The organism is Glutamicibacter sp., from assembly GCF_050701915.1.
Taxonomy (GTDB): domain Bacteria; phylum Actinomycetota; class Actinomycetes; order Actinomycetales; family Micrococcaceae; genus Glutamicibacter.
In genome coordinates this window covers 52,985-78,165 of sequence record NZ_JBOGEG010000018.1, presented here as the reverse complement: position 1 = coordinate 78,165, position 25,181 = coordinate 52,985, and the positions used below count along the sequence as shown (strand labels likewise).

Here is a 25,181-nt window from a genome sequence, read left to right as displayed (position 1 = left end):
GGGCAGGAATCCACGTGGATTCCTGCCCTCTTCGCGCTTCGCCCAGGCGGTGCTTGCACCGGTTAGGTGAATCACTTAGCCGATACGCCGAAGGCCGGAGCCGGTTGAACCCCTGGTGTTCCCGCCGGCTCCGGCCTTCGTGATGCAAGCCTCCGGAAGCTAGCCGACCTGGGCCTGCACCGGGGCTTTCAGGGTCTGGGCCGCACGGTAGGCGAAGACCATGCCCGAACCCAACGGGGTGCCCGGACCGGGGTAGAACCCTCCGGAGAAGGACGCGCTGGTGTTGCCCACCGCGTACAGCCCCTCGACAGCGGTGCCATCCTCGCGCAGCACGCGGGCGTCCACGTCGGTGCGCAGCCCGCCCTTGGTGCCAAGGTCGCTCAGGACCATGCGGGCCGCATAGAACGGCGCCTGGTCAACCGGGATCAGGGTCGGGCCCGGACCGTATTCTGGATCGGCGAAGAACTGGTCGTAGGGGTTCTCGCCGCGGTGGAAGTCCTCATCCACGCCGGTGACGGTGAAGCCGTTGAAGCGCTCAATGCTGGCCTGGAGCGCATCGGCCGGCAGGCCAGTGGCCGCTGCCAGTTCTTCGAGGGTGTCCGCCTTGACCCAGGTGCCGGCATCCAGGTGTTCCTGCGGGGTGGTGTTGAACGGGCGCATGATGCCCGGCAGCTCTCCGTCGAAGCGCGAGTCGAAAATGAACCAGGACGGGATGCGCTCCGGAGCGGCCGCCAGCACGCGGCCCATCTGGTCGTAGGGCAAGCACTCGTTGGCGAAGCGCTGGCCGTTGGCATCCAACCATACCCCGCCGCGGAAGCCCAGCGCGAAGGCCGCATTGCCCTTGGGCTGCGCGGCACCCGGGCACCACCAGGCCTGGTTCAGCTGCTCAACCACGCCGCCGGCCTTCTGGCCAGCGCGGATTGCGGTGCCGGTATTGGCTCCGGCAGGAGCCATCGTCCACCCGGAGTTGCCCGGGGTGCCGTTCAAGGTGCGCAGATCCTGGTTGGCCTCGAAGCCGCCGGCACCCAGGATGACGCCCTCGGTGGCGCGGATCCGGCGGGTTCCCTCGGCGTTCTTCACGATTGCGCCGGTCACCCGGCCGTCTTCGGAGATAACATCCACCAGCTCGGTCTCCAGTTGGATGGTGCCGTTGCCGGTGTTCGTCAGTGCCAGCAGCAGCCGGCCGATCAGCGCCTGGCCTGCGGCCAGCGGGCCTTCCGGGTGTGGCTGGTTGTAGCGGTCGTACTCGACCAGCGGGCGCACCAGGTCGGCCAGCTCGCCGATTTCCTCGCGCGGCAGATCCACCGGCATCATGGAACGCCCCAGCGGCTTGCTCTCATGGGCGTTGAAGTAGTCAGGGAATGCGGTCCAGTAGAACTCGATGGCAGGATCCGACTCGAAGAATTCCACCAATTCCGGGGCGGTGTCCACGAATGCCTCACGGCGTTCGACTTCGTGGTCGCCCATGACAGCCTGCAGGTACGCCTTTGCAGACTCGCCGGAGTCCTCGACCTCAGCACGCTGCTGCACCTGGGTGCCCGGCAGCCAGCAGGAGGCGCCGGAGTAGGCCGAAGCGCCGCCCAGGAGGTTGGTCTTCTCCACGAGCAGGGTCTTCAGGCCTCGCCGCGCCGCGGTGTAGGCGCCAGCCAGGGCCGCAGCGCCAGAGCCGATGACTACGACCTCATACTCATCGTCCCAAACTTGATTGCCGGACATAGTTTCTCCTTCGTCATTGCACAGGGTGTGAGCGCTACCCAATCAGAGACGGCAGCGTGGACGGACACTGCATCCCACCCAGTAGGACAATTCGGGACAAACCCGATTCGAGGATTTTTGTGATATCCCGCACACCGGGATTCCCAGTTTCCGGAACCGGAAATTATGGCTAGATATAGATTTAAGTCTTCTCCGGGGCAGGTGCTCCGGCGAGGCGTCTCTGAGTCCGTTTTGGCGAAAGAATGGGATGCACATGGTTCAAGCAAATCCGGAGCCATTTGGGGATAAACCGCCCCAGGCTGCTCCCGCGCGCTACGCGCGAGGTTGGCATTGCCTTGGCCTGTCCCACAGATTCCGCGACGGCAGCTCCCGCAGCTTAAGCGCATTCGGCTCCCAGCTGGCGGTGCAAGCCAACGGCCAGGACCAGCTGATGGTCCGGCTGGAGTCCGGCACGGTCGAGCAGGAGCTTCCCAGCCTTGAGCAGGACGGCTTGCTCTATGCCTGGCACGACCCGCAAGGCGCTGAGCCTGCGCAGAACGTGTCGATCCCGCGCCTGCGCGGCGGCATCTGCGCACAGGACGGCGAAGACCTTGAATTCTCGGAGTGGGCGTGGAAGGAAACCACCCTCGCCGCCGGCACCAGCCAGGTCATGGAGCACTTGGTGCATCTGGCCGATTCGCCCCACGTCACCCGCAGCGAGCAGCTGTATTTCAAGAATGTTTTCGAAGGACAGCTGGCCACCCAGTACTTCGAAGGCCCACTGCACCACAGCTACCAGTTGCAGGATCCGGCGGTGAATGCCCCGGCAATCCAGTTGGCCGACTCGGTGGCCAGCTACTACGGTCCAGCGGTGATGATTGCACAGCTCGACTACGTATTGGAAGACCGTAGCCTGGATGCAGTGGTGCTCACCGCGCACTACCCCATCGACGCACAGCACCTAGTGCTGATGACCGGCGTCATGGTCCGCACCGGACAACCGCCGGTACCCGAGCTGCAGGCGGCCGCCTCCGGGCATGCCGCGCAGATCCTGCGCTCGATCACCGGGGCCGTGCGCGCGCAGCTGGATGGCGCCGCCGCAACTAAGCACCAGGACGCGATTGGGGACCACCACCCGCTCGCCGCTCTGCACCGCTGGTATGCGCAGTTCTTCGTGGACACGCAGGACATCACTCCTGGGATGACCGAGCGGTACGAATACGAAGTGGACACAACCATGCCTATGGACCTGTGGACCAGGTCCTCGGCCCGCACCCTGATCCTCCGCCGAACCAATGGAAAGCAGCTAGCATCATGACAGCACGTGTCCGGAGCGCAGACGCCGCCATGCAGCAGGTGAGCTGCACCGAATGCCTGGCCAAGGTGCAGGTCCGCAAGACCGCGTGGGAGCAGACCAGCATCCAGTGGTCCGGCGAAGCGCTGGAACTGTGCCGGGAGCGGCCAGCATGTCCCTCAGGCGGATTGCCGCGCGACCAGTTCGTAGGGTGCGAGACCCTGCGTGCGGCGCTGCGTGATGCAACCGCCCGGGGCAGCCTTGAGCTTGCAGAGCCTGCCACCCAATAGCTACTGCCGCCAGCTCGCCAATTAACTGCACAGACACCGGATGCCCCGCCTTGCGACGGGGCATCCGGTGTCTTTTCTAGCCTTCGTAGGTGATCTTCACCTTCCGTGTCAGTGCCTTGGCCTGGCAAGCCAGGATCAGGCCTTCCTCCAGGTCTTCCGGTTCGAGCACCTCGTTGCGTTCCATCTCCACTTCGCCTTCCAGCACAATGCAGGTGCAGGCGCTGCAGGCGCCTTCGCGGCAGGAGAACGGTGCGTCGAGTCCAGCGTTGAGCAGGACATCCAGCAGCTTGTTGCCGGCAGGCCAGGCAATGCTGCTTGTTGTTCCATCCAGTTCCACCTCGACTTCGGCGGTTTCGCCGTCGGCGTCCTGGACCAGCGCCTCGACCGGTGCGAACGGGTCGGCATCCAGCGACACGAAACGCTCGATGTGCACCCGGCTCGGCTCGGCGCCCAGGTTCTGCAGCACGGTTTCGATGCAGTCCATGAACGGGCCAGGGCCGCAGATGAACGCCTCGCGCTGCGCGTAGGGCTCGGCCAGTGCTGACATCGAGGGGAGGTCCGGGATTCCCTGGACGCTTTCCAGCCAATGGATCACGGTCAAACGTCCCGGGTAGGCCTTGGACAAAGCCACCAGTTCGTCCTTGAAGATCACGTTCTGCTCGTCGCGGTTCGCGTACACCAGGGTGATCGAACCGGTCCCGGAGATCAGCGCGGACTTAAGGATGGACATCACCGGGGTCACGCCGCTGCCGCCGGCGAACAGCAGGAAGTCGGTGTCCAGGTCGGATGGCACAAAGGTGCCGGCTGGCTTGAGCACCTCGATCTCATGCCCGGCTTCCACGTTGTCGCAGATCCAGTTCGAGGCGTACCCGTCACGGGTGCGCTTGATGGTCACCTTGAGCTTTTCGTCGTGCTCCGGGGAGCTGCACAGCGAGTAGCAGCGCGCCGCGTCATGGTCGCGGTCACTGGGGATGCGCAGGGTCAGGAATTGGCCGGGTCGGTAGCTGAAGCTGCCGGCATGCTCCGCCGGCGGTTCCAGCACCAGGGTGTGCGCGTCGGCGGTTTCCTTTATCACCTCGACAACTCGGGCATGCAACGCGGTGATCCGCGGGCTGCTGACGGTGCTGGTCATGACACGTCCTCCTCGCGATTCAGGAATTCCACGACAACGCTCTCGAATGCCTGCTTCTGCTCGATCATGGCCCAGTGCCCGCACTTCGGGAACACATGCAGTTCCACGTCCGGGATGGTGCGCATCGGAATCAGCGAGGCGTCCATCGGGGTGACCCGGTCGTCGCGGCCCCACAGGATCAGGGTCTTGGCTTTGACCTTGTGCAGCATCGCCCAGGCCGGCGGCTGGTCGGATTCGGCTTGCGCGGCGATTTGCGCCTTCATGGCCGCCGAGCTGTACATGCGGCGCGCGCTTTCCAGGGTCTTCGGCTCGGTGGCCAGCGCCCAGCGCTTCTCGATCAGTTCCTCGGTGACGGTGTCCTCGTCGTACACCATGGAGCGCAGCCACTGGACCAGTCGCTCGCGGGTCGGATCTTCGGTGAAGGCGATCAGCAGGTTGATGCCCTCGGCGGGGAACGGCGCGAAGGCGTTCAGGCCCAGGCCGCCAATGGTGACCAGCCGGCGCACGCGCTCGGGGTGGCTCATGGAGAACATCGTGCCGACCATGCCGCCCATCGAGTTGCCGATGATGTCCACCTGTTCCAGGCCCAGTCCGTCCAGCAGGTCAATGACCGCTTGGCTGGCCGCCGGCATGGGGTGCTGCTCCGTCGGGTCGCTGACGCCGAAGCCGGGGAATTCAATCACGTAGCAGTGGAAGTGCTCGGCGAAGGCAGGCAGCACGTCGCCGAAGTTCTGCCATCCGCTGACACCGGGCCCCGACCCATGCAGGAACACCAGGGGGCGGCCCTGGCCGGCCTCCCAGTAACGCAGCGTTCCCTGCTCGGTGGGCAGTTCGCGCAAGATTGCTTCGACGCCGGACGCAGGCGATCCGCCCGGCGCGTTGCGAAGTTCCGTAGTCATCTGATTCGCTCCTCGATCTGCGGATTGAAAGTGGTCTTTGGTGAACCCTATTGCTCTGGTACTGCCTGGATCAGCGCGGATCCCGTTGACCGGGATGCCGGATTTGGCCCCAAACCATGGTGCAAAACAACAATCCCAGTAGCTGAGACATAGGTCACATCATGGCGCCTCTTTGCCTAGATTCGTGCCAGCAGCAAAGTTTTATGAGCTTGATTAGGAAGCGAGAATTCCATGACGATAACCTCCGTGAGCGACGTCCTCACCACCCGCGCAGATGAGCTGCGTGCGCTGGCTTCCGTCAATGAAGATTTGGGGAAGCTCAGCGACGAAACCGTGAGCATCATGCGCGAAGCCGGTGTCATGAAGCTGCTGGCACCGGTCGAGTACGGCGGAACCCGCGCCCACCCGGCTGAATTCGCTGAAACCGTCATGAAGCTCGCAAGCCTGGACGGCTCGGCTGGCTGGGTGGCAGGTGTTGTCGGCGTGCACCCTTGGGAATTGGAACTCATGTCCCCCAAGCTCCAGGAAGAGATTTGGGGCGAAAGCAACGAAGTCTGGATTTCCTCGCCATACGCCCCGATGGGCACCGCGACCCCGGTGGAAGGCGGCTACCGCTTCTCCGGCCACTGGCAGTTCTCGACCGGTACCGACCACTCCGACTGGGTCATCCTGGGCGCATTCCTGGGCAACTCCGAGGGCAATCCGGTGCAACCTCCGCGCTTCCTGCACGTGGTCGTTCCGCGCAAGGACTACACCATCGTCGAGGATTCCTGGCAGGTCGTCGGACTGAAGGGCACCGGCAGCAAGGATGTCATCATCGATGACGTCTTCGTTCCCGAGTACCGCGCCATCGACCAAGGCGAGCTGTTTGCCGGGGACGTGGCCCGCAAGGCCGGGAAGAACGAGCCCATCCACCGCCTGCCGTTCTACAGCATCTTCCCTGTCGGGCTGACCTCCGCGGTCATCGGCATGGCCGAAGGCGCGCTGCAGGCCCACCTGGACTACCAGCGCGAACGGGTGCAGATCAACGGCTTCAAATCGGTCGAGGATCCGTACACCATGTACGCCGTGAGCGAGGCCGCAGGCGAGATCAGCGCCTCCCGCGACACCCTGCTGGCCAGCATCAACCGCCTGTACGACACCGTCGCGGCCGGCGGCGAAATCAGCCTGGAGCAGCGGGCCGTTGCACGCCGCACCCAGATCCAAGCCGCCTGGCGTGCAACGAATGCCATCGACATGATTCTGTCCCGCTCAGGCGGCAACGGATTGCGCCTGCATAACCCGGTCCAGCGCTTCTGGCGCGATGCCCACATGGGTCTGGCCCACGCCATCCACGTCCCGGGCCCGAGCTACCATGCGGCAATCATGACCGAAATCGGTGTCGAGCCACCAGCAAATCTCGCCGCCGCTGTCTAAGGCAACTGCGGCGGAACTGAAAGGAAAGCCCATGGCAGGACAAACAGATTGGTCGCAGCTCGCCGGCAAGCGGGTGGAACTGCGCAAGGACGGGCAGATCGTCCGCACAGGTTTCGTCAAGGACGTCCTTGGCACTGCCGATGTCCTCTGGCTGGAAGCCGAGCGCTTCCGGCATCGCACCCTGGTCGACAAGAGCATGGGCTACACCATCCGTCCGCTGCGGGATTCTTCGCTGAACTAGCGCACTGGCACCGGACTGCAATTCACCGATACACAACATACGAGGGGAACATCATGACTCACATCCGCGGACTTGGATATCTGAAGGTCCAGACCCAGCACATCGCCCGCTGGCGCGAACTGACCGTCGAGGCCCTGGGCTTCGCTGAAACCGTCGGCCCGAACGCTGACGGCCTGTACTTGCGCATGGACGAGCGTGAAGCACGCCTGATCGTGCTCCCGGGCGACGTCGACCAAGTAGTGGCCGTGGGCTGGGAAGTCCGCGACCAGTTCGCCCTGGCCGCGGTGGCCAAGGACGTCGAGGCCGCAGGCATTGCGGTCACCTGGCTGAGCGAAGAGGATAACGACGAGCGCGGCCTGGAACAGGTCATCACGTTCACCGATCCAGCTGGCCACCCGGTGGAGATCTTCTTCGGCCCCCGCATGGATCACTCCCCGCTGATCACCGGCTACGCGCAGAAGTTCGTCACCGGCGCGCAGGGCATGGGCCACGTGGTGCTGCCTACCACCAAGATGGAGGAAACCACCTCCTTCTACACCGAGGTGCTCGGCTTCCTGCCGCGCGGCGCTGTCCGCCTGGGCCCGCAGCGCCCGGCAACCCGATTCCGCTTCTTCGGTTGCAACCAGCGCCACCATTCGCTGGCAATGGGTCCAGCCCCGCACGGAGAAGCACCCGGCTTGGTGCATTTGATGGTAGAAGTCGAGGATCTCGACACCGTGGGCCGGGCCTATGACAAGGTCCGACAGATGGATTTCAACATCACAGCCAGCCTCGGACGGCACACCAACGATCACATGGTGTCGTTCTACGTCCGGGCTCCTGGCGGATGGGACATCGAGTATGGCACGGACGGCATGGTTGTAGACGAAAGCTACTACACAGCTGAAGAAATTACCGAAGAAAGCTACTGGGGCCATTCCCACGAGGGTGCCGAGCCGCTAGCCGCCTTCGAAGTGCCATCGAAGTCCGGCGCCGTCAGCTAGATCCGGAAAAGTTCACTCACTCGCATCAGGCAAACCGCCCTGCTCGATTCAATGCATGAATCGAGCGGGGCGGTTTGGCGTGCCGTGGCGATTCCTAGAACTCGAGCTCCAGGTTGGCGTTGATTTCATCCTTGTTGAAATAAGCCGGATCCATCTCGTCATCCTCGTCGAATCCGAAGCTGAGCCACCAGTCTTTCACTTCCTCGTATTCTGGGTGCTTCGGGTCGTTGAGAATTCCCAGCTTGGCTTCCCAGCCACCGACTCCTCCGCTGTCTTCCATCGGAGCCATGCGCCGACCTCCGATACATCGTGGCAGCTGGCCTTCATCAGCATCCAGGATCTTCTCGACGTCGATGCGCACTTCCCAGCTATCCCCGAAGTCGTACACGTAGTCCAGGCGGTCCTTTTCCTTCTCCAGCAACGAAGAAACCAAGGTTTCCGATTCGTTCTCCTGATAGTCCATCTCTTCAATATCTGGGCCATATGAAGTTCCGCCGAAGCCACCCTCGTAAAAGCTATGCAGGTGCCCGTCGTACCAGTCGAAGCTCGCTTGGATGATGTCATGCAGGTCGCCAAGACTCAGGTCCATCGGCACCAGCACGCGACGCCAGATCGGTGGCTTGGCCTCCTTGAGAGCCAGCTTCAGCTGCAGCACCTTGCCGGCGTACGGTTCCTCGCGCTTCAGCCGTTTCGGCTTGCCGTCATCGTCCGGGCCGAAAATCGCGTCGAGCTTTGCATCGTCGAGTTCTTCCTCATCGAGCAGCTCTTCCTCAACGTCGATAATCGCCAGGCGGACGATATTGGGCAATGAGTAGGCTTCACCGTCTTCGATAAGGCCAAGCACGCGCAGTTCATGCATGCGCACATGCGCGGTTTCCCAAACCTCCGGCGACCACTGCCCATCGCGCTGGGCAGCCATGCGATGCGGCCTGCCTTCGGTTGCATCGAAAATCCAGAAGGCGGCCAGCCCCCAGGCTTCCAGGCTGGCTTTGTCGTCGCCCGCAGGCCTTTCGAGGAGCATGTCCAAGCAGGCTTGAATGAAGTAGAAATTTGCGTCGAAAGAGTCTGCGTCTTCATGCTGAATAAAGTCTTCGTAAGTCACGCCGCGTTCTGGAACGGCCTTATCAGGCAGACTGATTGCATTGACGGATTCCAGCGCCGAGAGCACTAGCGCGACAATTAGCTCCTTCCTCGATTCCTCCACTCCCCGAGGCATGTCCTTGGCGAGCGCTATTGCGGCAGTTTCCATGAACTCGGGTGCCGGCAGGCTGGTCCACAGACTCTTGCCCTCAGTGAGGACCCAAGACAAGGCGGCTCGACCCAGCTTGCTGATTGGCATGGCCGTAATTTCAGCCAGGGCCGCTTCCGAAGCTTCGTCAGATGCCAAGATCTCGTCAATTTCATCGTGTTCGTCGACGCCATCATCGCCAGCGAACGGATCTTGGGCTTCCAGCGACTTCTGGAACCAATCCAGGCTTTCGAACTCGCGTTCCCACAGGTCGGTATCGCGCAGGAACTCGACGTAGTCCACCCACGCCATGTAAATCATGGTTCCCAGTTCGCTGGAAGCAGCTTCTGGATTTTCGGCTTCCTCGAATTCAATCATTGAACTGAGCACTGCCAGCAGCTTTGGAGGATCGAAATCGGTGACCTTGTCCAGGCCAACGACTTCGGCGTAGACGCCCAAGGTTTCGCGCACAGCGGCAAGAACCATCAGCGCCAGTTCCGGGTCATCGCGGTATTCGGCATACCACTGCACGAACTGCGGAGTGAGCGCGTCCAGGCCTCGCCCAACCTTGACGCGGTCCATGGAAACTACGCCCTCTTGCAGGCGTGCCGGATGCCCCTGCTTGGGCTTCTGCTTCTTCTTTTTCTTCGCCACTGGACTGCTTCCCCCTTGGTCGCTTGCCTTCTACCCCAAGGCTACGTGGCTGCTAGTTGCTGAAGGAACCTGCCCGGCGCGTGTTCCCCTGAATAAAGATTCCCCAAGCAACGGTCCCCCTATGCTTCCGCGCAACTCCGGGACACAAGAACCTTCCCGTTCGGCACACAAGGAAGGAAGGCTCCCACGGCAGCTTGGGCTCGAGGCGAGCGCATGGATCCCATATCCACCCAACCCGGTCACATGGAGTTCCGCAGCACACCGACGGCTCGAACTACGGGCTCACGCTGACTAGCCGGCACGAGCCAGCCGGCGAGAGCTGGATGGATAATGCCCAGTGCCTCGACGAAGAACCACGCTCCGTGGTGGCCGGGTGCAGCTTGCCCCGGTAACGGCGCCCAGCCGCTGTTGGCCTGTGCAAAGCCGCTGGCGCTCAAACGGCGCGCATATGAATCGAGTCGCATTCGATATCTATGGCGTAACCCGTATTGCTGGAGCGCTCCCGTTGGTAGGGTGACTTCATGATCAACACTGCTCGCTTGCACTCGGACCTGTCACGACTCAGCCGCGAAACCGCGATGATGTCGGCCACGATCGAGACCCTGTCCACGGATGAAATGGCCGCCGCCTCGCTCTGCGAAGGCTGGAGCCGGGCGCATGTCATCGCGCACTTGGCCTCCAACGGCCGGACCCTGGTCAAGCTCATCGACTGGGCCACCAGCGGAGAACCGCAGGAGCTCTATGCCTCGCGCGAGGCCCGCGATGCGGAAATCGACGAACTGGCGGCCTTGCCGCGCGAGGAACTGGTCAAGAAGTTCCAGGATGCCGCCGAGTACTTCGCCGAGCAGTGCGAACGGCTGAGCGGCGAACTGGCCGTGGAAGAGGTGGACCTGCACGGAAAGATCATTCCGGCGACCTCCATCGTGGCCCTGCGCATTGCCGAGGTGGTCATCCACCACCATGATCTGGACACCGCCTGGACCATCGAGGAAGCCGATCCCGATTCCCAGGAGAACGCCGTCGAGGCCGCCGTGCGAACCATGCGCGTGAAGAACGCCCCGGGCATGACGCTGGTGACCGAAGAGGGCGACGAATGGGTCATCGGCGATGGCGCGCTGAAGGTGCGCTCGGACCGGGAAGGCTTGATCGAATGGCTGGCCCGCGGCCAGGCCCGGCATATCGAAGCCGACGGCCCGATTCCGGTACTGCCTGCCTGGTAACCGCTATCCGGCACGCGTGTCAGCGCGCGACAACGGTTGGCGCAACGAGGAGAATGGACTCGGCCCGCTTGTCGAAGTGAAAAGGAGCCGGCATTGATCCCCGTCATCGTGCTCACCGGATATCTGGGTGCAGGCAAGACCAGCCTGCTCAACCGCTTGCTGACCCGCCCGGGCACCCGCGTCGGTGTCATCATCAACGACATCGGCAAGGTCAACGTGGATACCGGGCTGATCACCGGCCAGATCGATGCGGCCGAATCCATTGCCGGCGGATGCGTCTGCTGCCTGTCCGACAGCAGCGGGCTGGACGAGCTGCTGGAGAAGCTGGGGCAACCACGGCTGCGCCTGGATGCCATCATCGTGGAGGCCAGCGGCGCGGCCGACCCGCTGAATGTGGATCGGCTGCTGCGCTTCGGCAAGGCCCACGGGGTGCGCTTCGGCGGCATCATCGACGTGATTGACGCGGTGGAGCATGAGCACACCGTGGACACCGCGGCGATGGCCCCGGCACGTTTCAGTGCCACCAGCATGGTGGTGGTCAATAAGCTGGACCGCATTGCCTCCGAGCACCGCGACGCGGTCCTGGCCAGGATCAGCGGACGGATCCGGGAAGTCAACCCGCACGTGGCCATCATCCCGGCTTCGCACGCCGCCATTGATCCAGAGCTGGTGTTCGACATCGCCCTGAACGAAGACCCGATCGATGAGTTGCCTTTGGCGGCCGCCTCGCGCCCGCACCATGACCACGAGCATGCTCCGCATGCTCACGCGGTGACGGTGCGCTGTCCCGAAGCAGCAGATCCAGGTGCCGTGCTGGATCTTCTCGAGAACCCTCCGGCAGCGGCCTACCGGCTCAAGGGGCATGTGAAGCTGCGGACCGATCGCGGCACGCAACGCTTCCTGGTCAATATGGTGGGCCGGCAGATCCACTTTGCCGAGGCAACTTCACGCAGCCAGCCAGCCGATGACGCGCTGGTGGCCGTCGGGATGGGACTGGACGAGTCGATGGTTGGCGCGGCCTTGGGCAAGGCCCTGGAACCAGCACTCCAGGATCCTTCGCCTAGGAATCTGACTCGCCTGGAACGGCGGTTGATCTTGAGCTCCCGCACTGAAGCGGAAGGTGTGCCCGAAAGCGTAGAGCGCAGCGAGATGCTGTTCTGAACGCAAGGCCAGGATCGAACGAAGCCATGCTGTTTGCCACGGGGTCCTGAAGCCGCCGGCAAAGCGTATCGATTGGCCAGGCAATGCTGGCATGAGGCTGCCGGGAAATATGCATTGCCCAGCCAAAGCGCCTCAGCACATCGGCACTTGCAGGTAGCGAAGTGCTAATTCGCAACTTATGGGACTCTCCCATACTTCAAGAACCGCGTAATCACTGGGTTCGAAGGGGTTCACCTGCAATTGCTGATTCGCCGCAATTAACGCGTTGGGAAAGTCCCTCGTTAAAGAACCAGGGCCAGCACCTGCAGGACCTTTGATAGCCAACCTGCTGCTTCCGATAAATGAAACACCACTGGAACAAGAGGTGGAAACAACGTGCCGGCTACGGCGGATCGTGCGGGTACTGGCCTAGGCGGTATATGGACGCGCCAGCTTACAAGGCGATCTGGCGGTTCTGGTCCTTGTAGAGCAGGTAGCGGAAGTTCTCCGGGCCACCGGCGTAGCAAGCCTGCGGGCAGAAGGCGCGCAGTGACATGTAGTCCCCGGCCTCGACCTCGACCCAGTCGCCATTCATCCGGTACACGCCCTTGCCTTCCAGCACGTACAACCCGTGCTCCATGACGTGGGTTTCGGCGAACGGGATGGACGCGCCCGGTTCGAAGGTCACGATGTTCACGCCGAAGTCGAAGGCCACATCGTTGGGATCCAGCATGCGCGTGGTGCGCCACTTGCCATCGGTGCCCGGCATCGGGCCAGGCTCGATGTCGCGTTCGTTGCCCACGACCGGGCCCGGAGCCGCGACGCCGGCCAGGACCTCGTAGCGCTTGCGCAGCCAGTGGAAGCTGGTGGTCTCGGTGCCGTCATTGCGGGCGGACCAGGTGGCGCCGGCTGGCAGGTAGGCGAAGCCGCCGTCCACCAGCACATGCTCGGTGCCCTCGATGAGAAGGGTCAGCTGGCCGGTGAGCACGAAGATGAATCCCTGCACCTCGGCCTGCGGTTCCGGCTTCTCGGCACCGCCGCCCGGGGCGACTTCAACGATGGCCTGGGCGAAGGTGGTGGCCCCTCCGGCGACCGGGCGGTTCAGCACCCAGGCACGGGTGTTGGTCCACTCGGGGAAGACGCTGGTGACGATGTCGCGCAGCACGCCCTTGGGGATCACGGTATAGGCCTCGGTGACGATTGCCCGGTCGGTGAGCAGATCGCTCTGCGGCGGGTGGCCGCCGAAGTCCGAGTAGTAGGACGAGGAGTTCTGGATGGCTGGAACAGTCATGGTGTAGTCCTTAGGCGTGGGAGCGGTTCAAGGCGATCGCCTCGAGTTCGGGCAGGGTGATCTGGGCTAGTTCGGTGACCTCGTCGGCGCTGACCGCACCGCAGGCCACCCCGCGGTGGATGTAGCGGGCCAGGGCACGCGCGGTGGCCGGCTCGTCCATGATGGCCGAGTTGATCTGGTGGACGTAGTTGCGCAACCGGGTGCCGGCGGCCTGCAGGCCCTCGCGGAAGAAGGCGAAGGTGGCCAGGTAGCGGGTCACCAGCTGGTTCTCGTGCATGTCCCAGCCCTGGTAGATGCCGCGGGACAGGTGGCGGGATACCAGTCGGGCGTGCAGTTCCCAGGCGGCCGCGATGTTCTCCGGGTCGCCGGCCGGGATGATGTTGGTGGAGCCGTCGGACAGTTCCACGCCGGTGCCGGCCACCGCCACCTGCATGACGTCCTTGGCGAAGTCCGCCACCGGGTGCTCCATGGACTGGTAGCCGGCGGCCACACCCAGCGACGCGGAGTAGTCGTAGGTGCCGTAGTGCAGCGAGGAGACCCGGCCCTTGCCCGAGGCGATCAGCTGGGCTACCGGATGCGTTCCGTTGGCGGCCAGGATGACCTGCGGGGTTTCCACCTGCACCTCGAAGCGGATCCGGCCGGATTCCAGGCCGTGGGCCTGCTCCAGCTTCTCGGCCAGGTAGGCCATGGACTCGACCTGGGCCACCGTGGTGACCTTCGGCAGGGTCAGGCGCAACCCTTGCGGAAGCGGCCCATTGGCGGCCAGCCGGGTAATGAACAAATCCAGGGTGCGGATGCCGCGGGCCCGGGTGGGCGCTTCGAAGCACTTGAAGCGAATGCCGATGCAGGCCGGGGCCTTGCCGGTGGCCACCGCCGCGGATACCGAGTCGGCCGCGGCAAGCACTGCAGCGTCCTCCTCGGCATCCGTGCGGTTGCCGTAGCCATCCTCGAAATCGAGGCGCAGATCTTCGATGGGCTCGCTTGCCAGCTTCGCAGCCACCAGCTCGCCCAGGCGCTGTGGTTCGGCCAGGTTCAGCTTGGCGGCCAGCTTGGCCAGCCCGGCAGCGTTGCCCGCGGCGGCCAGGGCATTGGCGCCCCAGGCTGACGGCAGTTCCACGGTGTACTTGTCCCCGGGGACGTACACGGTGTGGATGGGCTGGCGGGCTCCGGTATCCCCCGGGTAGGAGGTTTCCAGCAGCCGGTCGGTGGCGGCCAGCTTTGCTTCTACGCTGGCAAGCGTGGACTCATCGAAGGTGTTGCTCATGGCTTGGTCACGTATTCCTTTTCCAAGAGTTCATAGGCTGGGGTGGTGAGGAAGTCTGCGAAGTCCTCGTCCTTGCCGCTGGTCAGCTTCGCGATCAGTTCTGCTGCCGGCTGGTAGTAGGCGTTGAAGTGCTCTTCATTGTCGACCTCCGAACGCAGGCGTTCAACCTCTTCGGCGAGAATGCCAGCAACCAGTTCGGCGGTGATGGTGTTGCCGGTGTCGGCGGCGACCACCTGGTTGCGGATCTGCTGCCAGATCTGCGAGCGCGAGATCTCCGCGGTGGCGGCGTCTTCCATCAGGTTGTGGATGGCGACCGCGCCGTTGCCCGAGAGCCAGACGGCAACGTAGTTCACTGCCACGTAGAGGTTGGCGCGCACGCCGGCCTCGGTGACATCGCCGGGGGCGCTGGCCACGTCCAGCAGCTGGGCCGCGGTGACCTCGACCTCCGGGCGCTGGCGATCGATCTGGTTCGGCTTCGCTCCGAGCTTCGCGTCGAAGATCTCCTTGCACAGCTCGACCAGGTCCGGGTGGGCCACCCAGGAGCCGTCGAATCCGTCGTTGGCCTCGCGGGACTTGTCCTCGCGGACCTTGTCGAAGGCGGCGGCGGTGACTTCCGGTTCGCGGCGGTTCGGGATGAATGCGGCCATGCCGCCCATGGCGAAGGCGCCGCGCTTGTGGCAGGTCTTGACCAGCATCTCGGTGTAGGCGCGCATCATCGGCGCGGTCATGGCCACGGCCGAACGGTCGGGCATGATGAACGCTTCGCCGGCTTCGCGGAAGGTCTTGATGATGGAGAACAGGTAGTCCCAGCGGCCCGCGTTCAGGCCCGAGGCGTGCTCGCGCAGTTCGTAGAGGAACTCTTCCATCTGGAAGGCGGCCGGGATGGTCTCGATGAGCATGGTGGCGCGCACGGTTCCGTGGGCGATGCCCAGCTCGGCCTGGGCGAAGGTGAAGACCTCGTTCCACAGGCGCGATTCCAGGTAGTGCTCCATCTTCGGCAGATAGTAGAACGGGCCCTGGCCCGATTCGGAGAGCACCTTGGCATTGTGGAAGAAGTGCAGGCCGAAGTCCACCAGCGCGCCGACGGCCGGCTTGCCGTCGATGAGCACATTGTTCTCCGGCAGGTGCCAGCCGCGGGGGCGGACCACCACGACCGCGCGCGGGGCGTCGGTGCGCAGCGCGTAGGACTTGCCGGTCTTCGCATCGGTGAAAGCCAAGGTGCCGCGGGCGGCGGCCGAGAGGTTGGAGATCGCGTCGATGACATTGAACCAGCTCGGGGTCGAGGCATCTTCCAGGTCGGCCAGCCAGACCTTGGCGCCGGAGTTCAGCGCGTTGATGGCCATCTTGGCCGGGGAGGCCGGGCCGGTGATCTCCACACGGCGGTCGCGCAGCGCCTCTGGGGCTTCGGCGACCTTCCAGTCGCCAGTGCGCACGGCTTCGGTTTGCGGGTCGAAGTCGATGGACTTGGCATCGGAGAACTGCTGGCGGCGCACTGCGCGCGCGGCGAGCAGCTCGTCGCGGGTGCCAGCGAATTTCTGGTGCAGCTTCTCGATGAAGGCCAGCGCTTCGCCCGAGAGGATCTGTTGGGCATCTGCGACGTCGGGGATGCTGGTGATTTCAATACTCATGGGTTGTTCCTTAAACTCTTGTGCTCTGTTCCATTGAAGGGTGCGTTGACATGCACCCCGGGGGTCTTGCTGCGCAGCGCCTACTTGGCAGCGGCTGCGTCCTGCACCGCCATGGCGACATCGGAGGCGACCTGTGGGTCGAATACCGACGGGATGATGAATCCGGGGTTCAGCTCTGATTCGCTGACCCGGGCGGCAATGGCATCCGCGGCGGCCAGGAGCATGGCGTCGGTGATCTCGGTGACGCCTGCATCCAGCAGCCCGCGGAAGAAACCTGGGAATGCCAGGACGTTGTTGATCTGGTTGGGGAAGTCCGAACGCCCGGTGGCGACCACCGCCGCATGGCGGCCGGCCAGCTCCGGGTCCACCTCCGGATCCGGATTGGCCATGGCGAAGACGATGGCGCGCTCGTTCATGGCGGCGATATCGGCTTCGTCCAGCACGTTCGGGGCCGAGACGCCGATGAAGACATCCGCGCCCGCGATGGCTTCCTTCAGGGTGCCGGTGAAGTTCTGCGGGTTGGTGTTTTCCGCCAGCCAGGTGCGGTGCGCATCGGCATAGGCTTCGTTGCGGGTGATCGCGCCATTGCGTCCGCAGGCGATGATGTCCTGCGCGCCGCGGGCCATCAGCAGCTGGATGATCGCGTTGCCGGCCGCGCCGACCCCGGAGACCACGATGCGCAGGTCCTCGATCTTCTTGTCCACGACCTTCACCGCGTTGAGCAGCGCGGCCAGGGTGACAATCGCGGTGCCGTGCTGGTCGTCGTGGAAGACCGGGATATCCAGCTCTTCGCGCAGCCGGGCCTCGATTTCGAAGCAGCGCGGGGCCGCGATGTCCTCGAGATTCACCCCTCCGTAGACCGGGGCCAGCGCCTTGACGATCATGATGATCTCCTCGGTGTCCTGGGTGTCCAGGCAGACCGGCCAGGCATCGACATCGGCGAACTGCTTGAACAGCGCGGCCTTGCCCTCCATGACCGGCAGGGCTGCGGCCGGGCCGATATTGCCCAGGCCCAGCACGGCCGAGCCGTCGGTGACCACGGCGATGGTGTTGCGCTTGACCGTCAGGTTGCGCGCATCGGCAGGGTTCTCGGCGATGGCCATGCAGACACGGGCGACACCCGGGGTGTACGCGCGGGAGAGGTCATCGCGGTTGCGCAAGGCCACCTTGGGGGTGACCGAGAGCTTGCCGCCCAGGTGCATCAGGAAGGTGCGGTCAGAGACGTTGCGCACGCTCACGCCGTCGAGGTTGTCCAGCGCCGCGCGCACGGTCTCGCCGTGGGCCACGTCGGTGGTGTTGCAGGAAACGTCCACCACCATGTGGGTGTGGTTGGACTCGGTTACATCCAGGGCCGTGATGTGCGCGCCGGCCGAACCGACCGCGCCGGCCAGCTCGCTGGTCGCGGTAATCGACGCAGGTGTCTGGACGCGAAGCGTGAGTGAATATCCCGGGCTTGGTGCTGCCATCTGATCCTCCTGTAAAAGTTTCCGTATAGTGGATACTATTATCCTCAAAATGAAAATGCAAGAGTGTTTTGTGGCCCCGAGCACGATTTTTTGCCGGGTTAATCTCGGATCGTGGAAGAAATGCCTGATTTTGCGCTAGTCTTGGGACTAGGATTTCGCATCGTAGAAGTAATGCGCAGTCCTCTTCCGAAAACCAGTGCTTTTACAAGGAGCAAAGATGACGCAGACTTCCAGCAAGTCCACCACCGGCGGCGTCCAGTCCGTCGAACGTGCTTTTGAGCTCCTGGAAGTCATCGCCCGGGCCGGAGGCGAAGCCGCGCTCAGCGAGCTTGCCGCCGATACTCCCCTGCCATTGCCGACCATCCACCGCCTGCTGCGCACCCTGGTGGGCGTGGGCTACGTGCGCCAGCTGCCCAACCGCCGCTACTCGCTGGGACCGCGGCTGATCCGGCTGGGCGAGGTAGCCAACCGGCAGCTGGGCGCCTTGGCCTCCCCGGCGTTGAAGGACCTGGTCGCGAAGCTGGGCGAATCGGCGAATATCGCAGTGCTCGATGGCGATATGGTCACCTATATCGCGCAGGTGCAGTCAGCCCACTCGATGCGCATGATCACCGAAGTCGGACGCCGCGCCATGCTGCACAATTCCGGGGTCGGCAAGGCCGTGCTCTCGGTGCTGGATGACGAGCGCGTGCAGCGTTTGGTCTCGCAGGCAGGCATGCCGCCGAAGACCGCGAACACCATCACCACCCTGGGCAAGCTCTTCACCGATGTCGAGGCCACCCGCGAACGCGGCTACGCTATCGACGAGGAAGAGCAGGAATTAGGCGTTCGCTGCATCGCCGTGCCAGTGCCGGGCGCGCCAACGCCGATGGCCATCTCGGTATCCGGTCCGGTGACCCGCGTAGACGAGGCCTTCATCGACAGCGCAGTGCCGGTATTGCAGGAGGCCGCCCGCGAACTGGGACGCCAGCTGGTGGCCGCGGCGGACTAGCGCGCCGGATCTTCCAGCCCGGTCGGACGGGTCGGCGCACCGTGCGCAAGCGTCGGCGGCAGCATGAGGAACCAGAACCGGCGTGATTCCCAGTCCGCCTGCGCCTCTACCCTGCTGGCCATGCTGGAGTCACGAAGTCCGGCACCGTGGATCCAACGTGTCCCTGCCAGCGGGACTGCGCCTCCCGCACTACCAGCGGCTCGGCTAGCGTGGGCTGGCGAAAGGGCTGAGGCCCGGCACCGCGCAGAGGAGTCCGACATGGCATCGAAAACCGTTCTTGCACCCGTCACCATCGATCAGCGTGAAGTTGACCTGCTGGTCATCGGATCCGGCACCGGGCTGGCCACCGCGCTGGCCGCCAAGGAACTCGGCCTCAACGTTGCCGTGGCCGAGAAAACCGAATACGTGGGCGGCTCTACTGCCCGCTCGGGCGGAGCCTTCTGGATTCCCGCCAATACGGTGCTCAAGCGCGACGGCGCCGTCGATTCCCTGGAGCGCGGCGAAAAGTACATCGCATCCGTCGTGGAAGGATCCGGCCCGGCCGAGCGCTGGAAGGCCTTCCTGGAGTCCGGTGACGAGACCGTCAAGATGCTCGAACGCATGACCCGGCTGAGCTTCTTCTGGTCCAAGGGCTACTCCGACTACCATCCCGAATTGCCAGGCGGCAGCGCTGCGGGCCGCTCGGTCGAGTCGCGCCCCTTCGACTTGAACAAGCTCGGCGACCAGCTGGTTCGCTTCCAGCCAGCCACCATGTCCGCCCCCATGCCGATGCCAGTGACCGGGGCGGACTACAAGTGGATGAACCTCATTGCCAAGGCCCCGCACAAGGCCTTCCCGCGAATCGTCAAGCGCCTCATCCAGGGTGCCGGAGGGCTGTTGATCGGCCGTAACTACAGCGCCGGAGGCCAGGCCATCGCTGGAGGCATGTATGCCGGGGCGCTGGATGCAGGCATTCCGGTCTGGACCGAAGCGAAGCTGGTGGATCTCGAATTCAGCGATTCGGCGGTCACCGGAGCGGTCCTGGAACAGGGCGGCGAACGGGTGAGCGTGCGCGCCAAGTACGGCGTGGTGCTGGCCGCGGGCGGCTACGACCACAATATGGCGATGCGCCAGCAGCACCAGAGCCCGTCGCTGGTCGAGGACCTTAGCCTGGGCGCCAAGGGCAACTACGGCGACGCCATTGCATTGGCGCAGCAGCACAACGCCCAGCTGGCGAGCATGCAGCAGTCCTGGTGGTTCCCGGCCGTTGCCCCGCTCAAGCCCGGATCCTCGCCCAAGATCCTGCTCGCCGAGCGTTCGCTGCCCGGATCGTTCATGGTGGACCAGTCCGGACGCCGCTTCATCAACGAGTCCACCGACTACATGAGCTTCGGCCAGGAGATCCTTCGCCGCGAGGCGGACGGCGACCCGGTTGGATCGATGTGGCTCATCTTCGACCAGGCCTACCGCGACAGCTACATCTTCGCCGGACAGTGCTACCCGCGCATGGCCCTTCCCGAGTCCTGGTACAAGGCCGGGGTGGCCCACAAGTCGTCGTCAATCAGCAAGCTCGCGGGCAAGATCGCTGTTCCCGTGCAGGTTCTGGAACAGACCCTGGAGGCGTTCAACGAGGGCGCCGGAACCGGCATCGACGACCAGTTCCGCCGCGGCGAGTCCGCCTACGACCGCTACTACGGCGATCCGACCCAGAACCCGAATCCGAACCTGCGCGCGCTGGAGGGCAAGACCTACTACGCCGTGAAGATCGTGCTCTCGGATCTGGGTACCTGCGGCGGCGTGATGACCGATGCCCATGGCCGCGCACTGGACACATCCGGCGAGGTCATCCAGGGACTCTATGCCCAGGGCAATACCGCCGCGAACATCTTCGGCAATGTCTACCCAGGCGCCGGGGCCACCATTGGGCAGGGGCTGGTCTTCGGCACCATCATCGCCACCCATGCCGCGCAGAAGGCGCGCGAACTGGTCGCCAGCGCTTAGCTTTCGACGGTTCCGGGACCGGCCGCGCCGGCCAAGGCCAGGAGCTCAGTGCCCGGCCCCGGGCAGGCGATAGGCGTTCACAGGGCGCGCAGCGCCAGGCGTGCTACTGCGCGAACTGGGTTTCGTGCAGCTCGCTATAGCGTCCGCCGAGGGCCAGCAGCTCGCTGTGGGTTCCGCGCTCGACGATGCGCCCGCCCTCCACGACCAGGATCTGGTCCGCCGAGCGGATGGTCGACAGCCTGTGGGCTATGATCAGCGCCGTGCGGTCTGCCAGCGCCTCGCCCAGCGCCGCCTGCACCGCGGCTTCATTCGACGAGTCCAGGGCCGCCGTCGCCTCATCCAGGATGACCACCTGGGGTGCTGCCAGCAGCAGTCGGGCAATGGTCATGCGCTGGCGTTCGCCACCGGAAAGCCGGTAGCCCCGCTCGCCCACCACGGTATCCAGGCCATCGGGCAGGGACGCGATCACCGGCTTCAGCCGGGCGCGCTCCAGCGCCTCCCAGATCTGCTCTTCGGTCGCTTCCGGCCGGGCCAGGGCCAGGTTCGAGCGGATGCTCTCGTGGAAGAGGTGCCCGTCCTGGGTCACCATGGACACCGTTGAGCGCAGCGAATCGAGCTTGAGCTGGCGGATATCCTCGCCGGCTAGTTCAACGCTGCCCGAATCCACGTCGTACAGGCGCGCCAGCAGCGAGGCGATGGTGGACTTGCCCGCACCCGAGGAGCCGACCAGCGCGTAGGTTTGGCCCGCAGGGATCTCGAAGTCGATATCGTGCAGGACCTCTTCGCCGCCGCGGGTGTCCAGGATGGCTACTTCTTCCAGCGAGGCCAGCGAGACCTTGTCTGCGCTCGGGTAGGAGAAGTTCACGTGGTTGAATCGCACCGGCACCGCGCCGGCCTGAAGCCGGTGGGCGTTCGGGGCATCGGCAATCAGCGGTTCCAAGTCCAGCACCTCGAAGACGCGGTCGAAGCTGACCAGCGCGCTGGTGATTTCCACGCGCGCGTTGGCCAGGGCGGTCAGCGGCGTGTAGAGGCGGGTGAGCAGCATGCCCAGGACCACCACGTCGCCGGCGGCCAAATCGCCGCGCACCGCGTACATGCCGCCCAGGCCGTAGACCAGGGCGAGGGCCAGGGCCGCAACCAGGGTCAGCGCGGCGACGAAGTAGAACTGGCGCATGGCCATCTTGACGCCGATATCCCGCACCTTGCCGGCACGCAGCGCGAACTGCTCGGATTCGTCCTTGGGGCGGCCGAAAAGCTTGATCAAGGTGGCGCCGGGGGCGGAGAAGCGCTCGGTCATCTGGTTGCCCATGGTTGCGTTCAGGTCCGCGGATTCACGGCGCAGCAAGGCCACGGACTTGCCGAAATGGCGGGCGGGCAGCAGGAAGATCGGCAGCAGGACCAGCGCGATCAGCGTGACCTGCCACGAGGTGGTGAACATGACCGCAGCGGTGAGCACCAGCGCCACGGTATTGGAGACCAGCCCGGAAAGGGTTCCCGCGAAGGCGGATTGCGCGCCGATGACATCATTGTTCAAGCGGCTGACCAGCGCACCGGTTCTGGTGCGCGAGAAGAAGGCCACCGGCATTTTCTGCACATGGTCGAAAACCGCGGTGCGCAAGTCGTAGATGATTCCCTCGCCTAGCCGCGAGGAAAACCAGCGAACTACCACCGAAACCACGGAGTCCAGGATCGCGATCACCGCCATGATCAGCGCCAAGTTGACGATGGTGCGCATCCCGGATTGCGCGACGATTTCGTCGACCACCCGTCCAGCGAGCACCGGGGTAATCACCGCGAGAACTGCAGCCAGAATAGAGAAAAGTACGAATATCAGCAGGCGGGACTTGTAGCTGGCGGCAAACTTCAGCACTCGCTTAGGCGTGGTTGGAGCGTAGGCCTTGCCCTTGTCTCCTGACAGCTTCCATAGCGAATGCCAGGCGGCGCTTTCCATGCTCATAAGTAAGTGCTCTCCATCTTGCTTGAGGGGAAACGGCGGGTTCCACCTTGATCATGATCCCAACAAGCCGCCCACGGTTTCTACGTAGGCTCAGCTTACGTCTGCCGGAGGCCTGGGAATACCGCAATTGCTTGAGACGCAAAAGCGGGCAACACTTCAATGAACAGTTGCCGCCCTGGGTTCATTCCTTGCATTCATGTTCTCAAGACGGAGGATCCGGCAGCACTCCTTGCATGCGGGTGCTACCGGACGCCTTTCACCTATTGGCTAGATGGCACTCCAACTGGTATCCGAAGCGACATTGACCATGACGCCTTGCCCGACCTCGATCTCGCGGACCAGCCCGAGCTCCTGGCCCAAGCGTCGATGCGGATCGGCAAGGACAACGACCGGGTGCTGCGGCATTTCTCAGATGGCGGGGTCAGCGCGCAAGCGGCGCCCTATCTGGCATTGGCATTCGGCACCGTGACTTTTGCTGCGTGGATCCGCTGGGCGCAATCTGCTGATCCGAACCCAGAACCGTACCTGGCCACCGCGCTCAAGGTGCTTCGCTTGCCGTAGCCCGGGGCGGTTCCTAGCCTTTTACCGCCCAGTTGTCATCGATCATGGCAGCGAAGTCGAAAGCCTCGTCGAGGATCTCACGAAGCGTGCTGCCAGCCGTCCCAACCCAACGGGCCAGCGCATGGTCATAAAGGGACAGGCCCAGCAACGCGGCGGTTTCAGCCAGCCGCGGGTTCGCGCAGAAGGGCGAGAGCGCCTGGGCCAGCGCTACCTGCTGCTCACGTCGGGATTCCTGCCAGCTGGCCCGGAGCGCAGGGGTGCTCCTGACCAGTTCAATGCGGCCCCTCATCGTCGCCGGATCCTGCTCAGCGAATACTACTGCCGATTCGAAGCTGCGGCGCAAAAGCTCCAGCAAGCTCTCGCCCGGATGCGAAGCCAGGGAGCTGACCATGTCGGAGAAGTGCGCGGTCATGGATCGCAACGCAGTTACTACCGCGTCCTCTTTCGACGAGAAGTACCGGAAGAAAGTGGCACGGGAAATACCGACCGCTTGGGCTGCCTGCTGCGCGGTGACGTTCTCCATGCCGCGTTCGGCGACCACGGCATAGACCTGTTCCGCCAACTCGACTTTCATCTTTTCGCGCACTCGATCGCGAACCACGCTGCCCATGGCAAGAATTTTACTCTGAGATCAATCGGCAAAAGTGAGACGCAGTCTCTTTATACAGATCATTGGCACTTTAGCTATGGTGTGTCGTTTCAGCTGCGGTTCACGGAACTCAATAAATCACGGAACATGATGCCTGGCGAATCTAGCTTCGCTAGGCTCAGGAATAGAGAATCTGACTACTCGAAGGACCACCATGGCACAGCAGATCGCAAGCAGTATCGACCTCGGCCAGGGGCTGGAAGCCACCTCCCAGGGTTTTGGCTGCATGTCCCTGAGCGGCCCCTACGGATCGGCCGACGACGCCGAATCCCTGCGCACCCTGAACCATGTCATTGATCGCGGCGTCACGTTCCTGGATACCGCCAACATCTACGGCGAAGGGCACAACGAAACCCTGCTCTCGCAGGTGCTGAAAACCCGTCGCAGCGAAGTCACGCTGGCAACCAAGGCGGGCATCGTGCGTCCGGAGAACCCTGGAGACCCACGCGCCAACGGCGACCCGGCCTTCATCAAGAAATGCATGGATGCGAGCCTGCAGCGCCTCGGCGTAGACCACGTTGACCTGTACTACTACCATCGCGTGGATTCCCGGGTGCCAATCGAGGAAACTGTCGGCGCCTACAAGGAGCTAGTCGAAGCAGGGAAGGCCAGGCACATCGGCTTGTCCGAGGTGACTTCCGAGGAGCTGCGTCGAGCCCACAAGGTGCATCCGATTACCGCGATCCAGATGGAGTACTCGATTTTCAGCCGGGACATCGAAAAATGGCTTTTGCCAGCCGCCAGCGAACTTGGCGTGGGCCTGGTGACCTACGCGTCACTGGGTCGCGGGTACTTCACCGGGGAAGTGGATTCCCTGGAGCAGCTTGAGGCCAACGATATCCGCCATAACTTCCCGCGCTTCGAAGCGGCCCGCATGGAGCACAACCGTCCATTGCGCCAAGTCATCTCCGAAGTGGCCCAGCGCGAGGGTGTCTCCACCGCCCAGGCGTCACTGGCTTGGGTCTATGAAAAAGCACGCGCATTCAATGTGGCCGTCTCCCCGATTCCGGGGACCCGCTTCAGCGCGCACTTCGAGGACAACCTGGAGGCGTTGGGTGTCCGTTTGTCCCCGGAATCGATGTCGGAGCTGGATGCCTTGGCGGCCCAGGTGGACGGTGAGCGCCAGAAGGACGTGATGTCGGTATCAAAGGGCCGTGAAGAGGTGCAGATGGCCCGGATGTAGCTTCGCTGATCGCTACTGC

At 63.8% G+C, this 25,181-nt stretch carries 22 protein-coding genes; 11 read left to right on the top strand and 11 right to left on the bottom strand.

Annotation, left to right across the window (positions count from 1 at the left end):
- Positions 1–159: 159 nt before the first annotated feature.
- Positions 160–1,716, bottom strand: a complete 1,557-nt coding sequence (locus ACRDT3_RS11925; RefSeq protein WP_431493182.1) for an FAD-dependent oxidoreductase — start codon at positions 1,714–1,716, stop codon at positions 160–162.
- Between the two features lie 253 nt (positions 1,717–1,969).
- Between ACRDT3_RS11925 and ACRDT3_RS11920 the strand changes: the two genes are divergently transcribed.
- Together ACRDT3_RS11920 and ACRDT3_RS11915 are read left to right on the top strand one after the other, a co-directional pair.
- The gene (locus ACRDT3_RS11920; RefSeq protein ID WP_431493181.1) at positions 1,970–3,013 is read left to right on the top strand and encodes a hypothetical protein; all 1,044 of its coding nucleotides are present in this window, start codon (positions 1,970–1,972) and stop codon (positions 3,011–3,013) included.
- Entirely contained in the window at positions 3,010–3,279 is a 270-nt protein-coding gene (locus ACRDT3_RS11915) for a hypothetical protein (protein WP_431493180.1), read from the top strand. The genes ACRDT3_RS11920 and ACRDT3_RS11915 overlap by 4 nt, the downstream gene beginning before the upstream one ends.
- 76 nt (positions 3,280–3,355) lie before the next feature.
- Here the strand turns inward: ACRDT3_RS11915 and ACRDT3_RS11910 are convergent, their stop codons facing one another.
- Together ACRDT3_RS11910 and ACRDT3_RS11905 are read right to left on the bottom strand one after the other, a co-directional pair.
- Positions 3,356–4,411, bottom strand: coding sequence for a 2Fe-2S iron-sulfur cluster-binding protein (locus tag ACRDT3_RS11910; protein WP_431493179.1), 1,056 nt, complete (start codon positions 4,409–4,411; stop codon positions 3,356–3,358).
- Positions 4,408–5,310, bottom strand: coding sequence for an alpha/beta fold hydrolase (locus ACRDT3_RS11905; RefSeq protein ID WP_431493178.1), 903 nt, complete (start codon positions 5,308–5,310; stop codon positions 4,408–4,410). Before ACRDT3_RS11905 ends, ACRDT3_RS11910 begins: the two co-directional genes overlap by 4 nt.
- Before the next feature lie 231 nt (positions 5,311–5,541).
- Between ACRDT3_RS11905 and ACRDT3_RS11900 the strand changes: the two genes are divergently transcribed.
- Genes ACRDT3_RS11900 through ACRDT3_RS11890 form a run of 3 tightly spaced genes read left to right on the top strand, consistent with a single transcriptional unit; the run spans position 5,542 to position 7,950 of the window.
- A complete protein-coding gene (locus tag ACRDT3_RS11900; RefSeq protein WP_431493177.1) occupies positions 5,542–6,726 on the top strand; it encodes a hydroxylase in 1,185 nt (394 codons plus the stop codon).
- A 31-nt stretch (positions 6,727–6,757) separates the two neighbouring features.
- On the top strand, positions 6,758–6,967 hold the full coding sequence (locus ACRDT3_RS11895; RefSeq protein WP_431493176.1) for a hypothetical protein: 210 nt from the start codon (positions 6,758–6,760) through the stop codon (positions 6,965–6,967).
- Positions 6,968–7,020: 53 nt separating this feature from the next.
- Positions 7,021–7,950, top strand: a complete 930-nt coding sequence (locus ACRDT3_RS11890) for a VOC family protein (RefSeq protein WP_431493175.1) — start codon at positions 7,021–7,023, stop codon at positions 7,948–7,950.
- A gap of 94 nt (positions 7,951–8,044) precedes the next feature.
- Here the strand turns inward: ACRDT3_RS11890 and ACRDT3_RS11885 are convergent, their stop codons facing one another.
- Positions 8,045–9,832: a plasmid pRiA4b ORF-3 family protein gene (locus ACRDT3_RS11885; protein ID WP_431493174.1), complete on the bottom strand. Its 1,788-nt coding sequence runs from the start codon at positions 9,830–9,832 to the stop codon at positions 8,045–8,047.
- A gap of 239 nt (positions 9,833–10,071) precedes the next feature.
- On the bottom strand, positions 10,072–10,296 hold the full coding sequence (locus ACRDT3_RS11880) for a hypothetical protein (RefSeq protein ID WP_431493173.1): 225 nt from the start codon (positions 10,294–10,296) through the stop codon (positions 10,072–10,074).
- Between the two features lie 57 nt (positions 10,297–10,353).
- Here ACRDT3_RS11880 and ACRDT3_RS11875 point away from each other — a divergent pair, with 57 nt between their 5' ends.
- Both ACRDT3_RS11875 and ACRDT3_RS11870 read left to right on the top strand, forming a co-directional pair.
- On the top strand, positions 10,354–11,052 hold the full coding sequence (locus ACRDT3_RS11875) for a maleylpyruvate isomerase family mycothiol-dependent enzyme (protein WP_431493172.1): 699 nt from the start codon (positions 10,354–10,356) through the stop codon (positions 11,050–11,052).
- Between the two features lie 93 nt (positions 11,053–11,145).
- Positions 11,146–12,213 carry a CobW family GTP-binding protein gene (locus ACRDT3_RS11870; protein ID WP_431493171.1) on the top strand — a complete coding sequence of 356 codons (1,068 nt, stop codon included), beginning with the start codon at positions 11,146–11,148 and terminating at the stop codon, positions 12,211–12,213.
- 433 nt (positions 12,214–12,646) lie between these two features.
- Here the strand turns inward: ACRDT3_RS11870 and ACRDT3_RS11865 are convergent, their stop codons facing one another.
- From ACRDT3_RS11865 to ACRDT3_RS11850, 4 genes are all read right to left on the bottom strand, one after another.
- Positions 12,647–13,483: a bifunctional allantoicase/(S)-ureidoglycine aminohydrolase gene (locus tag ACRDT3_RS11865; RefSeq protein ID WP_431493170.1), complete on the bottom strand. Its 837-nt coding sequence runs from the start codon at positions 13,481–13,483 to the stop codon at positions 12,647–12,649.
- Positions 13,484–13,493: 10 nt separating this feature from the next.
- On the bottom strand, positions 13,494–14,747 hold the full coding sequence (locus ACRDT3_RS11860) for a DUF6986 family protein (RefSeq protein WP_431493169.1): 1,254 nt from the start codon (positions 14,745–14,747) through the stop codon (positions 13,494–13,496).
- Entirely contained in the window at positions 14,744–16,375 is a 1,632-nt protein-coding gene (aceB, locus tag ACRDT3_RS11855) for a malate synthase A (protein WP_431493168.1), read from the bottom strand. The genes ACRDT3_RS11860 and aceB overlap by 4 nt, the downstream gene beginning before the upstream one ends.
- Positions 16,376–16,455: 80 nt before the next feature.
- On the bottom strand, positions 16,456–17,841 hold the full coding sequence (locus ACRDT3_RS11850) for an NAD-dependent malic enzyme (RefSeq protein WP_431493167.1): 1,386 nt from the start codon (positions 17,839–17,841) through the stop codon (positions 16,456–16,458).
- Positions 17,842–18,058: 217 nt separating this feature from the next.
- On the opposite strand from ACRDT3_RS11850, the gene ACRDT3_RS11845 reads away from it, so the two are divergent.
- Both ACRDT3_RS11845 and ACRDT3_RS11840 read left to right on the top strand, forming a co-directional pair.
- Positions 18,059–18,832 (top strand): IclR family transcriptional regulator, encoded by a 774-nt coding sequence (locus ACRDT3_RS11845; RefSeq protein ID WP_105656510.1) that lies wholly within the window; start codon positions 18,059–18,061, stop codon positions 18,830–18,832.
- Positions 18,833–19,090: 258 nt separating this feature from the next.
- Positions 19,091–20,812, top strand: a complete 1,722-nt coding sequence (locus ACRDT3_RS11840) for a 3-ketosteroid-delta-1-dehydrogenase (protein ID WP_431493166.1) — start codon at positions 19,091–19,093, stop codon at positions 20,810–20,812.
- Positions 20,813–20,915: 103 nt separating this feature from the next.
- On the opposite strand, the gene ACRDT3_RS11835 is transcribed toward ACRDT3_RS11840, so the two are convergent.
- Positions 20,916–22,769, bottom strand: a complete 1,854-nt coding sequence (locus ACRDT3_RS11835; protein WP_431493165.1) for an ABC transporter ATP-binding protein — start codon at positions 22,767–22,769, stop codon at positions 20,916–20,918.
- Between the two features lie 315 nt (positions 22,770–23,084).
- On the opposite strand from ACRDT3_RS11835, the gene ACRDT3_RS11830 reads away from it, so the two are divergent.
- Entirely contained in the window at positions 23,085–23,330 is a 246-nt protein-coding gene (locus ACRDT3_RS11830) for a hypothetical protein (RefSeq protein ID WP_431493164.1), read from the top strand.
- Positions 23,331–23,343: 13 nt separating this feature from the next.
- Here the strand turns inward: ACRDT3_RS11830 and ACRDT3_RS11825 are convergent, their stop codons facing one another.
- Entirely contained in the window at positions 23,344–23,940 is a 597-nt protein-coding gene (locus tag ACRDT3_RS11825; protein WP_431493163.1) for a TetR family transcriptional regulator, read from the bottom strand.
- A gap of 193 nt (positions 23,941–24,133) precedes the next feature.
- Here ACRDT3_RS11825 and ACRDT3_RS11820 point away from each other — a divergent pair, with 193 nt between their 5' ends.
- Positions 24,134–25,162, top strand: coding sequence for an aldo/keto reductase (locus ACRDT3_RS11820; protein ID WP_431493162.1), 1,029 nt, complete (start codon positions 24,134–24,136; stop codon positions 25,160–25,162).
- Positions 25,163–25,181: the final 19 nt, after the last annotated feature.

Bases quoted from the DNA above. Each gene is read 5' to 3' on its own strand.
- ACRDT3_RS11925 (WP_431493182.1), bottom strand. From the start codon at position 1,716: ATGTCCGGCAATCAAGTTTGGGACGATGAGTATGAGGTCGTAGTCATC.
- ACRDT3_RS11920 (WP_431493181.1), top strand. From the start codon at position 1,970: ATGGTTCAAGCAAATCCGGAGCCATTTGGGGATAAACCGCCCCAGGCT.
- ACRDT3_RS11915 (WP_431493180.1), top strand. From the start codon at position 3,010: ATGACAGCACGTGTCCGGAGCGCAGACGCCGCCATGCAGCAGGTGAGC.
- ACRDT3_RS11910 (WP_431493179.1), bottom strand. From the start codon at position 4,411: ATGACCAGCACCGTCAGCAGCCCGCGGATCACCGCGTTGCATGCCCGA.
- ACRDT3_RS11905 (WP_431493178.1), bottom strand. From the start codon at position 5,310: ATGACTACGGAACTTCGCAACGCGCCGGGCGGATCGCCTGCGTCCGGC.
- ACRDT3_RS11900 (WP_431493177.1), top strand. From the start codon at position 5,542: ATGACGATAACCTCCGTGAGCGACGTCCTCACCACCCGCGCAGATGAG.
- ACRDT3_RS11895 (WP_431493176.1), top strand. From the start codon at position 6,758: ATGGCAGGACAAACAGATTGGTCGCAGCTCGCCGGCAAGCGGGTGGAA.
- ACRDT3_RS11890 (WP_431493175.1), top strand. From the start codon at position 7,021: ATGACTCACATCCGCGGACTTGGATATCTGAAGGTCCAGACCCAGCAC.
- ACRDT3_RS11880 (WP_431493173.1), bottom strand. From the start codon at position 10,296: ATGCGACTCGATTCATATGCGCGCCGTTTGAGCGCCAGCGGCTTTGCA.
- ACRDT3_RS11875 (WP_431493172.1), top strand. From the start codon at position 10,354: ATGATCAACACTGCTCGCTTGCACTCGGACCTGTCACGACTCAGCCGC.
- ACRDT3_RS11865 (WP_431493170.1), bottom strand. From the start codon at position 13,483: ATGACTGTTCCAGCCATCCAGAACTCCTCGTCCTACTACTCGGACTTC.
- ACRDT3_RS11860 (WP_431493169.1), bottom strand. From the start codon at position 14,747: ATGAGCAACACCTTCGATGAGTCCACGCTTGCCAGCGTAGAAGCAAAG.
- aceB (WP_431493168.1), bottom strand. From the start codon at position 16,375: ATGAGTATTGAAATCACCAGCATCCCCGACGTCGCAGATGCCCAACAG.
- ACRDT3_RS11850 (WP_431493167.1), bottom strand. From the start codon at position 17,841: ATGGCAGCACCAAGCCCGGGATATTCACTCACGCTTCGCGTCCAGACA.
- ACRDT3_RS11845 (WP_105656510.1), top strand. From the start codon at position 18,059: ATGACGCAGACTTCCAGCAAGTCCACCACCGGCGGCGTCCAGTCCGTC.
- ACRDT3_RS11840 (WP_431493166.1), top strand. From the start codon at position 19,091: ATGGCATCGAAAACCGTTCTTGCACCCGTCACCATCGATCAGCGTGAA.
- ACRDT3_RS11835 (WP_431493165.1), bottom strand. From the start codon at position 22,769: ATGAGCATGGAAAGCGCCGCCTGGCATTCGCTATGGAAGCTGTCAGGA.
- ACRDT3_RS11825 (WP_431493163.1), bottom strand. From the start codon at position 23,940: ATGGGCAGCGTGGTTCGCGATCGAGTGCGCGAAAAGATGAAAGTCGAG.
- ACRDT3_RS11820 (WP_431493162.1), top strand. From the start codon at position 24,134: ATGGCACAGCAGATCGCAAGCAGTATCGACCTCGGCCAGGGGCTGGAA.